This is a genomic window from Curtobacterium sp. B8 (assembly GCF_000333315.1).
Classification (GTDB): Bacteria; Actinomycetota; Actinomycetes; order Actinomycetales; family Microbacteriaceae; genus Curtobacterium; species Curtobacterium luteum.
The window spans coordinates 1-10,981 of the sequence record NZ_BACW01000020.1; the positions used below are offsets into that span (position 1 = coordinate 1).

Genomic DNA, 10,981 nt, shown 5'->3' on the forward strand with positions numbered 1-10,981 from the left:
GAGCGACCCGTGTGGCGTTTGTGCTCGCAGCAGCGGCTCTGGTCATTGCATGCCAAGAAACGGGGACTGACTCGGAAAGCGGGCCCGCCGGTGCACGATGACCGGGTCCGGCGGGCATTCACCGCCCCGGACCTGGACCGGCTGTGGTTGACCGACATCACCGAGCACAACACGGCCGAGGGCAAGCTATATCTCTGCGCCGTCAAGGACGCCTGCTCCCGCCGCATCGTCGGCTACTCGATCGACGCCCGGATGCGGTCCTCCCTCGCGGTTGCGGCGCTGCAAATGGCGATCTCGCGCCGGAACCCGTCCGGCACGGTCGTCCACTCGGACAGGGGCAGTCGATTTCGTTCCAAACGGTTCGTTCGGGCGCTCTCTGACGCCGGGCTCCTGGGGTCGATGGGCAGGGTCGGCGCGTGCGCGGACAACGCGGCGATGGAGTCCTTCTTCGCGCTCCTGCAGAAGAACGTCCTCAACCGGCGCCGGTGGGCGTCGCGGGAGCAGCTGCGCCTCGCGATCGTGCACTGGATCGAGGGCACCTACCACCGGAAACGTCGGCAACGCGGGCTCGGGAAGTTGACGCCCATCGAGTACGAAGCAATCATCAACCCACAGGTCGCACTCGCGGCCTAAATCAACGAGTCAACCGAACCTGCAGCAGTCCCACCCGACGAACTGGGCGTTCACGTACGACGACGCTGGCAACCGCACCGAAGCCAAGGCCACCAACGCGACCACCAGTGCCGTGATCAGTGACCAGAAGCTGACCTACAACGCCGTCTCGCAGATCACCACGGACGGGTACACGTACGACGGGACCGGCAACCTCACCAAGGCGCCGGGGGAAACGTACACGTACAACGGGGCGCAGCAGCTGACCTCGTCCACGAAGGACGGGGTGAAGACCAGCTACGAGTACGCCGGCGCGGACATGAACAAGCTGCTCTGGCAGTCCACGGACGGGGGAGCGGAATACGGTTACACGTATGGCACCACCGACTCCAACGGTGTTCCCGTGATCGCTACCCGCGAGCAGATCGGCACCGGCACCGCATCAGTGCTGACCGACCCGGTCACCGGGCAGCCACTCGACCTCCGCACCAGCGACAACGTCACCAGCGTCTACGTCCTCGACGGCATCGGGAACCCGACCACGTCGATCGCCGACACGGGCAAGATCGCCTACCAGGTGTCCTACGACCCCTACGGTTCCGAGACCGTCACCAAGGGTGGGACCAGCGCGCAGTGGCAGCAGAACCCGTACGGGTACAAGACCGGCCTCCGCTCCAGCAACAGCGACAGTGGTATCACGAAGTTCGGGTACCGGTGGTTGTCCGCCACGACCGGCACATGGATCGAGCGGGACACCCTTGATGCGCCCCTCGACCCAAACAATGCCAATCGCTACGCGTTCGTTGGATGCGACCCCATCAACGGGTCCGACCCGACTGGGAGGGCTTGTAAGTCAGGCGCGTCCACCTTTGGCGCGGTGCTTGCCATCGCCGGCGTCGTTGCGCTCGGGACGGGCGTTGTGGCAGCAAGTATCGTTGCTGGAGCCGCGGCGGCTCCAGTGACAGGAGGGGTGAGCGCCGCTGCGGGCGCAGCGGCAGCAGTAGAAGGGATTAGCTTCACCGTCGGAGCAATCAGCACCATCACTGGTGGCGTTCTCGCGGTGGGATGTTTGTGATTAATATGACGAAAAGACTGCTAATCCACAGTGTGATTACCGCCTTGCTTTGTTTGCTGATGGTCATTGTCGGTGTGGTGCTTATTGTTCACAATCAAATAATCATCGGATGCGTGCTTTCCGGGCTGGCTGCGGTGGTCGGCGTGCTCGCAGCTCTCAATGCTCGTCGCTTACGTTCGCGACGCCCTGGTGAGAACGCGTAGGCAGGACGGCGACTCGACCGTGATCAGCGAGCCGGTGACGGGGGGCAGCCGTTGGACTTGCAGGCCACTGACGGTGCCACGAGCATGTGGGTCGTCGACGGGATTGGCAACCGGCATCGCATCCTTCGCACTCGCCGGCGCTGCGCTCGTCTTGTCGACCTTCACCGGTAGCCTGACGATCCCGATCGCAGCTGGAGTGCTTGGCGTGAGGGTCGTTCCTCACGGGGGTGACGTCCACTGCATTCGGGATCTACTACCTCTCGTCAGACGGGAACTGCTAACTTATGACAGACGGCACCCCTTATCCCCAGCAGGTTAAAAGATTCTGGGCGAGCGTTTGGGTGAGCGGCCTGATTCTCGCGCCGATCCTGCTCGTCGTGGCAGGAGCGCCTTGGGGGCTACCGCTGCTCATTGTGGGAGCAATCTGTACGGTCGGATTCGCCGTCGGTCGGGTCGTGTTCAAGAGGCGAGTGCCGTCTTAACGCGGTAGCAAAGCCCGGCGTCGACAGAGCGGCGGCACTTCTTCTCGAGAAGTGCCGCCGCTCCTGTCGGCCGGCACCCAATGCGTCTTGAACCGGCGCCGCGAGGCCCCTGCCACGAGGTCGATGTCCGGCTTTACTGCCAGATTGCTTGTCCTGATGCGAGCAGTATCTCGATAGTCGATCCGCCACTGAGACGGGTTGATGGTGCGAGCGTCGGCGGACAAGGTCCGGCACACTGTCGCCATGAAGCAGGACGACGCAGACGGTCTCTTCCCGCTCGGGCGCCCTGACCGCCACACGCTCTCGATCCACACTCCTGCAGGTTGGAAGGATCTCGCAGTCACCCTGACGTTGTTCGGTCTGACCCTGCCGATGCTCGCTGTCGGCTGGTTCGGCGTCGTGCTCTCGATGATGGCCTTCGACGCCTGTGCTGGTGGGGGTTGCAACGACACCGCCGGATCGGTCGCCTGGATCGGATTCCCGATCGCGGCCGTCGTCAGCATCGCGCTCTGGGCGTCGCTTGCTGAACGCCGCCGGCGTGCCCGTCGTCGCGCATGGATGTGCGGAGCGGCAGCGGTCCTCACCATCGTCGCCCTGTTCGCTCTCGCTGCAACGGTCGTCCACTTCGCCGCGCAGCCCGACTGAGTTGTGCGCTCATGGGTGCCGGAAGCGTGCATCGAGCAGCATCGGACAGGCCGCTGGCCGGTCGGCGGCCGGCACGCCGGGGTGCAGAGGGAAGTGCTGACGCCGGTCACGCCGGCGGCGTCGTCCCCGCCCCCTCGGTGTCGTCCGTGCCCGGCAGACCGGTCCCGGCCTGGTCGAGGTTCTCGTCCCGGTCGCCCATGTCACCGGTCGCCTTGCCGACCGGTGACAGCCCGAAGTGCTTGCGCACAGCGTTCGCCTCGGCAGGGGACAGGGTGTTCCCGGGTCCGATCGAGGGCGCACCCTTGATCGCGTCCTTCGTGTACCCGACGTGCAGGTCTCCGCCGTCGAGGGTGGCGTCCTCGACCGGGACGAGCGCGTGGTGCCTCCCGAGCAACCCGGTCGCGACGCTGACGTAGGCGGCGCTGCCGTCCTCGTCGGAGGGGAACACCTGTGTGACCTTGCCGACCGTCGCGCCCTCGCGATCACGGACCGTCGCGCTCTCGATCTGGTGGATGTCGCTCTTCGAGATCATGGAGGCAGTCAACGCCGTCCGCCTGACGCTTCGCAGGCGCCGAGCACGGACCGCCGAGCACGGACCGCCGAGCACGGACCGCTGAGCACGGACCGCTGAGCACGGACCGCTGAGCACGGACCGCTGAGCACGGACCGCCGAGCGCCGAGGACGCACCGCCGTCAGCGGCCGCGAGCCGGAGACGCGCGCGCTCCCAACGCGACGGACGGGGCGGACAGCAGCCGCGCCTCCAGGCCGGTCCGAGGGTGCGGCAGGAGCCGTAGCCGTACCCGCGACGTTCCGGTTCACCCGCCCTGCGTGAGACTCGTGATGAGGTTGATGGCGACCGCGACCACGAAGGTCCCGAAGAAGTACGACAGGAGCGCGTGCCCCATCGCCACCCGACGTGACGGGGTGGACGACTTCGTGATGCTGCTCGCGCTGTACGACATCCCGATCGAGAAGGCCGTGTACGCGAAGTCGCTGTACGCCGGGTCTTCGTCCTGGTCGAAGTCGAACCGGTGCCGGTCGTCGATGTAGTACATGCGGGCGTACTTGAAGGCGAAGACCGTGTTGATGAGCGCCCATGCGGCCACGACCCCGACCACCGCGAGGATCGCAGAGGCCGAACCGACGGGATCCTTCTGCTGGCTGCGGACGAGCCCGAAGACCACGAGGACCACGCTGAGCAGGGTGGCGATGATGATGAGGGAGTCGACGAGCTTCCGCGACCGGTCCTCGTGCCGCGCGAGTGAGCGGGTGGTGTCGCGGTCGGCGGGCCAGGCTCGTGACCACGCCCACGCCAGGAAGACCGCGGCGGCGACCACCCAGCCCAGCAGCAGGGCCAGGTCGGGCACGCCGAGGACCACGGCTGCCAATGCCACCACGAGGCCGACGATGCCGGCGACACCGGCTTGCATCGAGAGATGGGACATCGCGCTTCCTTCCTGCGCCGTCAGACGAGGCCGGCGGCGATGAGGGGGATGTAGAGCCCGGCCCGTTCGGCACGGACGGCCGCGAGGGTCCGGGAGGTGGCGTTCAGCTTGACGAGGATGTGCTCGACGTGGGCGGCCACGGTGCGGGGGGTGACCGCGAGTGCACGGGCGATCTCGTGGTTGGAGCAGCCCTCGACGAGGTGGCCGAGCACCTCCAGTTCGCGCGGTGTCAGGCCGCGCAGCCCGGAGGCGGGGGAGAGGACGACGACACCGCAGGCCACGGTGCCCACGGCGCGTTCGCACGCCGTCACCGTCGCGCGCACGAAGTCGTCCGGCGCGGCGGGGGACGTCCGGGGCCACAGGAACGAAGTGTGGTTCGCAAGGGCCTCACCATCCGCTCCGCGCAGCAGCACGGGCACCGGTACATCCCGATGCTCCTCGAACGGATGGCGCGGGACGAGATCGTCACCGAGCACCTCGTGACGCACGTCATGCCGCTCGACGAGGGGCCGGCGGGCTACGCGATGTTCAAGGAGAAGACCGACGGGTGTGTCCGGGCGGTCTTCCGCCCCTGACCCACGTCGTGTGCCGCTCCTGCGGTGTGCCACACCTGCGATGTGCCGGACGGGAGGCGCGGTCTCCTCTGGACCGCGCCTACCGTCCGCCGTCGTGCAGCGCCGGCGACGTTGCGGCGCGCCGGGGCTCGCTGACGGCCGTCGCGGACAGGCCGCGCCGGGGCGGGTGACGGACGTCGCCTGGCCGGGTCAGCGTCCGGCCGGCACCGCCGCTCCGACCAGCTCCGCGCGCACGATGTCCGCACCCGCGGACAGCGCACCGAGCTTCGCGAGCGCCGCACCCCGGGCCAACGGCGCCATGCCGCAGTTCGTGCTCGGGATGAGCTTGTCCGCGTCCACGAACTCGAGCGCCCGCCGCAGCACCTCCGCGACCTCGTCGGGCGTCTCCACGGTCTCGGTTGCGACGTCGATCGCGCCGAGCATGACCTTCTTCCCGCGGATGAGCTCCACGAGGTCGAGCGGCACGTGCGAGTGGATGCACTCGAGCGAGACGATGTCGATCGACGACTGCTGCAGGAGCGGGAAGGACTGCTCGTACTGCCGCCACTCGGCGCCGAGCGTCTCCTTCCACCGGTTGTTCGCCTCGATGCCGTACCCGTAACAGATGTGCACGGCGGTCTCGGCGGTGTGCAGCCCCTCGGCAGCGCGTTCGAGCGCCGCGACACCCCAGTCCTGCACCTCGTCGTGGAAGACGGTGAAGGCGGGCTCGTCGAACTGGATGACGTCGACGCCGGCGTCCTGCAGCTCCCGGGCTTCCTGGTTGAGGATCGTGGCGAACTCCCACGCCAGCTTCTCGCGGCTCTTGTAGTGCTGGTCGGAGAGCGTGTCGATCATGGTCATCGGACCGGGGAGCGCCCACTTGATGGGCCGGTCGGTCTGCGCGCGCAGGAACTTCGCGTCCTCGACGAAGACCGACTCCGGGCGACTGACCGCACCGACGACGGTCGGCACGGCGGCGTCGTACCGGTCGCGGATCCGCACGGTCTCCTTGCGCTCCTGGTCGATCCCGTCGAGGTGCTCGATGAACGTCGTGACGAAGTGCTGCCGGGTCTGCTCGCCGTCGCTGACGATGTCGATGCCGCGGTGTTCCTGCTCGTGGACGGCGGAGCGGAGCGCGTCCTGCTTGCCCTTGGCCAGGGCCGCGCCCTCGAGCAGCCAGGGCGACCAGAGGCGCTCGGGTTCGGCGAGCCAGGACGGCTTCGGGAGGCTGCCGACGATGGAGGTGGGGAGGGGAGAGCTCATGGGGGTGGCGGTCCAGACGGTCAGCGGGCGGGGACGGGTTCGGCGACGAGACGGGACAGGAACGCACCGTGCGGTGCGACGAGGTGCTCCTCGGTCCACCGGCCCTGGGTGATCCCGAGGCGGCTGCGCTCCTCGCGGTCGTAGGTGACCGGGGTGGGCGTGAAGTCGGCGTGGTCGAGGGTGGGGCGGTACGTGTCCCCGGCGGGGGTGTTCGCGGCGTAGATCTCCGGGCGGTAGATCTTCTGGAACGTCTCCATCGTGGCGATGGTGCCGATCAGCTGGAGGTCCGTGTAGTCCGCGGTGACGTCGCCGCGCGAGTAGAACGCGAGCGGGGCCGACGCTCCGGCGGGCTGGAAGTACCGGACCTGCATGCCCATCCGACCGAAGTAGTCGTCGGTGAGCGAGGAGTGTTCGTGCTCGTACTCGGCGCCGAGGACGGGGTGGACGTACCCGGTCCGACGGTAGGTCTGGCTCGTGGAGACGCTGATGCAGACGACGGGCTCGGCACCGAACCCGTCGTGGAACGCCGACGACGCGAGGAACTGCTGGAAGAGCGCGCCGTGCAGCACACCGAAGTCGGCCGGCAGGCCCTCTGACGACGGCAGCAGCACCGAGAAGTCGTAGTCCCGCAGGTAGGACGAGAAGTTGTTGCCGAGGATGCCGTGGTGGCGCTCGCCGGTGTGCTGGTCGACGATCGTGACGTCGAGCATCTCGAGCAGCGGGAACTCCGCGTCCGCTCCACCGTCGGGGAAGGCCACCGCGACGGAGACGATGTCGAGCTGCAGGCGGTAGCGGTCGGGTGTCCCGGCCAGGTCGTTCGCCCGCTCGTCGATCATCGTCAGCGCAGCGCGGAGGTTCTCCTGCCGGCGCTCGCCGCGGGCGAGGTTGGCGAAGTTGGTCGTCAGGCGGGAGCTGTCCGAGGGGGAGTAGTCCTCGTCGAACCGGGTCCTGGTGATGCTGAAGGTGAGGTCGTTCGCCATGCTGGGCAGTCCGTACGCTGAGCGGCCCGGAGGCACTTCGGAAAGGGTCCCTCGATCATGACGGGAAGCGGGGGTCATCAGGTAATACGCAGACGCTATGCGCCGGTATAGTCTCTGCCTATGGCCCGTGTCTCGAACGACATCACGCTGCAGCAGCTCCGCTACTTCATCGAGGTGGCGTCGGAGGGCTCGATCAGTGCGGCCGCGGACCTCCTCTACGTCTCCCAGCCGACGCTGTCCGCCGCCATGAAGGACCTCGAGACCCGGATCGGTCGGCCGCTCTTCACCCGGTCGGCCCGCGGCGTGGTCCTCACCGTGGACGGTGTCGAGTTCCTCGGGTACGCCCGACAGGTCGTCGAGCAGGTGTCCCTCCTCGAGCAGCGCTACGTGGGAGGGCAGCCCTCGCGTCGGCTGCTCGGGGTGTCCGCGCAGCACTACTCCTTCGCGGTCGAGGCCTTCGTCCGGATGGTCGAGGGAGCAGCCGCGGACGAGTACGAGTTCTCCCTGCGCGAGACTCGGACGTGGGACATCATCGAGGACGTCCGCACCCTGCGGAGCGAGGTCGGCATCCTCTACCGCAACGACTTCAACCGCCAGGTCCTCGGGAAGCTGCTCCGGGACGCCGGGGTCGTGTTCACCCCGCTGTTCGTCGCGCAGCCGCACATCTTCGTCGCCCGGCGCAACCCGCTGGCGTCACGGGAGCGCGCGACGCTCGAGGACCTCGCCGACCTCCCACGCCTGACGTTCGACCAGGGCGCGAACAACTCCTTCTACCTGGCGGAGGAGATCCTGTCGACGATGTCGAGCAAGCGGGAGATCCGGGTCTCGGACCGCGCGACGATCTTCAACCTCATGATCGGCCTCGGCGGGTACACGATCTCGACCGGCCTGATCAGCGACGACCTCGACCCGGAGATCGTCGCCATCCCGCTCGACGTCGACGAGCGGATCGAGATCGGCTGGATCGCGCATGCGTCCGTCCCCCTCACCGTGCAGGCGCAGACGTACCTGGACGAGCTGCGCGCGGTGGTCGTGGGCTACGGCGTCGAACCGCTCGGGTGACCCACCCGGCCACGTGACGGACGGGAGGCGCGGTGCGGCCCGGCACCGCGCCTCCAGACCGTCTCGTGGACCGGCCTGGAGGCGCGACGCGCGTCCGTCAGGTGGGTCCCGTCCCCGGGGCGCCGGCCGACCCGGCCGTGGGATCGGCAAAAATCGGTGAGGACGAGGTGCTGGTGTCCGTCCAACAGCTCCCGGGCGATGTCGAGGTGACCGGCGTGCGTGGCGGTCTCGGTGATGACGTGCAGCACCGTCTCGAGCAGGCTGCGGGCCGGTGCCCACGGGTACATCGCCATCGCCTCGGCGGAGGGGAGCGCCTCGACCGGCGTGGACTCGATGACGGCGTCCGACCGCGCGGCTGCCGCTTCGTGCGCCTCGACGACGGCGCGCGCCTCCGGCCAGGTCGTGGGGTGCCACACCTCGTCGTCCGTCGGCAGGGCGAGCCGTTCGCCTGCCACGACACCGCGGAACCAGAACCGCTCGACGTCGTGGGTGAGGTGCCGGACCATCCCGAGTGGCGACCATGCCGACGGGAGCACGGACCGGGTCAGCGCCTCGTCGGGGAGGCCGGCGAGCGTTGCGACCACGCGACGCCGCTGTGTACGCAGCTCCGACAGCAGGGCGTCCCGCACGATGGTCACGGGACCAGTCTCCATCCTGGGCCCGCGATCGTCACGGCCGCGGCCGCGGCCCGATCCCGTGAACGCGGCGAGCGTCACCGGCCCGCCGTATCCTGGCTCGGCCCGCGTCGAGCCCGCTGGCACGGAGGGAACAGCCATGAGCATGGAAGGCGCGGCCTGGAGCTCGCTGTACAAGATCTCGACCGCCAAGGACGGCGGCGGGTTCTCCCACGAGTCGATCCGGCGGATCCTGACGTTCGCCACCCCGTACCGCGCCCAGCTGGTGATCTTCATCGCGCTCTCGGTCGTCGGTGCCTTCCTCGCGGTCGCGACGCCGGTGCTCGCGGGCCAAGTCGTCGACGTCATCGCGGCCAGGGGTGCGGTCGGCACGATCGTCTGGCTCGCGGTCGTCATCGCCCTGGTGGCGGTGGCCGACGCCGGCTCGTCGCTCGCGACGCGGTGGTACTCGGCGCGGATCGGCGAGGGCGTGATCCTCGACCTGCGGACCGCGGTGTTCGACCACGTGCAGAAGATGCCGATCGCGTTCTTCACCCGGACCCGGACGGGCGCCCTGGTCAGCCGCCTCAACAACGACGTGATCGGGGCGCAGCAGGCGTTCAGCGGCACGCTCTCGGGTGTGGTCACGAACCTGGTCGCACTCGTCCTCACGCTGGCGGTGATGCTCAGCACGTCGTGGCTCGTGACGGTCATCGCCGTGGTCATGCTCCCGCTCTTCCTGGTGCCCGCGCGCCGCATGGGCAGCCGTCTGGCGGCGCTGCGCCGCGAGGCCGCGGACCACAACTCGGCGATGAGCACGCAGATGACCGAGCGGTTCTCGGCACCGGGCGCGACCCTCGTGAAGCTGTTCGGCCGGCCCGACGAGGAGTCCGAGGAGTTCCGCGTCCGGGCCGCCCGCGTCCGCGACATCGGGGTGCGGACGGCGATGCTGCAGTTCGTGTTCGTCACGGCGCTGACGCTCGTCGCCGCGCTCGCCCTCGCGCTCGTGTACGGCCTCGGCGGCGTCCTGGCGCTCGGGGGCCAGCTGAACACCGGTGACGTGGTCACGCTCGCGCTCCTCCTGACCCGCCTGTACGTGCCGCTGACCAGTCTCGCGAACGCGCGGGTGGAGATCATGAGCGCGGTGGTGAGCTTCGAGCGGGTCTTCGAGATCCTCGACCTGCAGCCGCTCATCCAGGAGAAGCCCGACGCGGTCACGGTGCCGGACGGTCCGGTCGCGGTCGAGTTCGACGACGTCCGCTTCGCCTACCCGTCGGCGGACCGGGTGTCGCTCGCATCGCTGGAGGAGGTCTCCACGCTGGACACCCGCGGCGGGGACGAGGTACTGCACGGCATCTCGTTCCGGATCGAGCCCGGGCAGACCGTGGCCCTCGTCGGGACCTCCGGCGCGGGCAAGTCCACGATCGCGCAGCTGCTCTCACGCCTGTACGACGTCGACAGCGGCGCGGTGCGGCTCGCGGGGGAGGACGTCCGCGACGTCACCTTCGACTCACTGCGGCACACCATGGGCATGGTGACCCAGGACGGGCACCTCTTCCACGAGACGATCCGCTCGAACCTGCGGCTCGCACGGCCCGAGGCCACCGACGACGAGGTCTGGGACGCCGTCCGGCGGGCCCGGCTCGAGCCGCTCATCCGGTCGCTGCCGGACCAGCTCGACACGATGGTGGGGGAGCGCGGCTACCGACTGTCGGGCGGCGAGCGGCAGCGGATGACGATCGCGCGACTCCTGCTCGCGCAACCGCGGGTGGTCATCCTCGACGAGGCCACGGCGGCGCTCGACTCGACCTCGGAGGCCGCGGTGCAGGCGGCGCTGAGCGAGGCGCTCGAGGGCCGGACCGCGATGGTCATCGCGCATCGGATGTCCACGATCCGGAGCGCGGACCAGATCCTGGTGATCGAGGACGGCGCGGTCGTGGAGCGCGGCACGCACGAGGAACTCCTCGCTGCCGGCGGGCGGTACGAGGAGCTGCACCGGACGCAGTTCGCCGTGCAGAAGGAGGTCGCACCGGACGAGGCGTCGG

General features: G+C 68.8%; 12 protein-coding genes. 6 read left to right on the top strand and 6 right to left on the bottom strand.

Annotated features, from left to right (window positions below; genetic code table 11):
• The 3 genes from I59_RS00435 to I59_RS00445 all read left to right on the top strand — a co-directional run.
• The coding region (locus tag I59_RS00435) for an IS3 family transposase (RefSeq protein ID WP_022902183.1) at window positions 1–633 on the top strand (633 nt) is incomplete at its 5' end.
• A 112-nt stretch (window positions 634–745) separates the two neighbouring features.
• Window positions 746–1,687: an RHS repeat-associated core domain-containing protein gene (locus tag I59_RS00440; RefSeq protein WP_022902184.1), complete on the top strand. Its 942-nt coding sequence runs from the start codon at window positions 746–748 to the stop codon at window positions 1,685–1,687.
• A 928-nt stretch (window positions 1,688–2,615) separates the two neighbouring features.
• On the top strand, window positions 2,616–3,017 hold the full coding sequence (locus I59_RS00445) for a hypothetical protein (RefSeq protein WP_148286030.1): 402 nt from the start codon (window positions 2,616–2,618) through the stop codon (window positions 3,015–3,017).
• Between the two features lie 106 nt (window positions 3,018–3,123).
• Here the strand turns inward: I59_RS00445 and I59_RS00450 are convergent, their stop codons facing one another.
• From I59_RS00450 to I59_RS23245, 3 genes are all read right to left on the bottom strand, one after another.
• Entirely contained in the window at window positions 3,124–3,549 is a 426-nt protein-coding gene (locus tag I59_RS00450) for a PRC-barrel domain-containing protein (protein ID WP_022902186.1), read from the bottom strand.
• Window positions 3,550–3,833: 284 nt separating this feature from the next.
• Window positions 3,834–4,463 (bottom strand): DUF1345 domain-containing protein, encoded by a 630-nt coding sequence (locus I59_RS00455; protein WP_031272286.1) that lies wholly within the window; start codon window positions 4,461–4,463, stop codon window positions 3,834–3,836.
• 20 nt (window positions 4,464–4,483) lie between these two features.
• A complete protein-coding gene (locus I59_RS23245) occupies window positions 4,484–4,753 on the bottom strand; it encodes a response regulator transcription factor (protein WP_229728153.1) in 270 nt (89 codons plus the stop codon).
• A gap of 81 nt (window positions 4,754–4,834) precedes the next feature.
• Between I59_RS23245 and I59_RS23250 the strand changes: the two genes are divergently transcribed.
• Entirely contained in the window at window positions 4,835–5,038 is a 204-nt protein-coding gene (locus I59_RS23250; protein ID WP_049976492.1) for a hypothetical protein, read from the top strand.
• A gap of 189 nt (window positions 5,039–5,227) precedes the next feature.
• On the opposite strand, the gene I59_RS00470 is transcribed toward I59_RS23250, so the two are convergent.
• Together I59_RS00470 and I59_RS00475 are read right to left on the bottom strand one after the other, a co-directional pair.
• A complete protein-coding gene (locus tag I59_RS00470) occupies window positions 5,228–6,280 on the bottom strand; it encodes a methionine synthase (protein WP_022902190.1) in 1,053 nt (350 codons plus the stop codon).
• Window positions 6,281–6,300: 20 nt separating this feature from the next.
• Window positions 6,301–7,260, bottom strand: coding sequence for a putative oxygenase MesX (locus I59_RS00475; protein ID WP_022902191.1), 960 nt, complete (start codon window positions 7,258–7,260; stop codon window positions 6,301–6,303).
• Between the two features lie 120 nt (window positions 7,261–7,380).
• On the opposite strand from I59_RS00475, the gene I59_RS00480 reads away from it, so the two are divergent.
• Window positions 7,381–8,322, top strand: coding sequence for a LysR family transcriptional regulator (locus I59_RS00480; protein WP_022902192.1), 942 nt, complete (start codon window positions 7,381–7,383; stop codon window positions 8,320–8,322).
• Here I59_RS00480 and I59_RS00485 read toward each other — a convergent pair.
• Complete coding sequence (locus tag I59_RS00485) at window positions 8,298–8,960, bottom strand: DUF664 domain-containing protein (protein WP_022902193.1); 663 nt, start codon at window positions 8,958–8,960, stop codon at window positions 8,298–8,300. The two genes, I59_RS00480 and I59_RS00485, sit on opposite strands and share 25 nt — an antisense overlap.
• 136 nt (window positions 8,961–9,096) lie before the next feature.
• On the opposite strand from I59_RS00485, the gene I59_RS00490 reads away from it, so the two are divergent.
• Window positions 9,097–10,981: ABC transporter ATP-binding protein (locus I59_RS00490; RefSeq protein ID WP_022902194.1), on the top strand; the 1,885-nt coding region annotated here is incomplete at its 3' end.

Coding starts and splice junctions, on each gene's coding strand:
- I59_RS00445 (WP_148286030.1), top strand. CDS start 2,616: ATGAAGCAGGACGACGCAGACGGTCTCTTCCCGCTCGGGCGCCCTGAC.
- I59_RS00475 (WP_022902191.1), bottom strand. CDS start 7,260: ATGGCGAACGACCTCACCTTCAGCATCACCAGGACCCGGTTCGACGAG.
- I59_RS00480 (WP_022902192.1), top strand. CDS start 7,381: ATGGCCCGTGTCTCGAACGACATCACGCTGCAGCAGCTCCGCTACTTC.
- I59_RS00470 (WP_022902190.1), bottom strand. CDS start 6,280: ATGAGCTCTCCCCTCCCCACCTCCATCGTCGGCAGCCTCCCGAAGCCG.
- I59_RS00455 (WP_031272286.1), bottom strand. CDS start 4,463: ATGTCCCATCTCTCGATGCAAGCCGGTGTCGCCGGCATCGTCGGCCTC.
- I59_RS00450 (WP_022902186.1), bottom strand. CDS start 3,549: ATGATCTCGAAGAGCGACATCCACCAGATCGAGAGCGCGACGGTCCGT.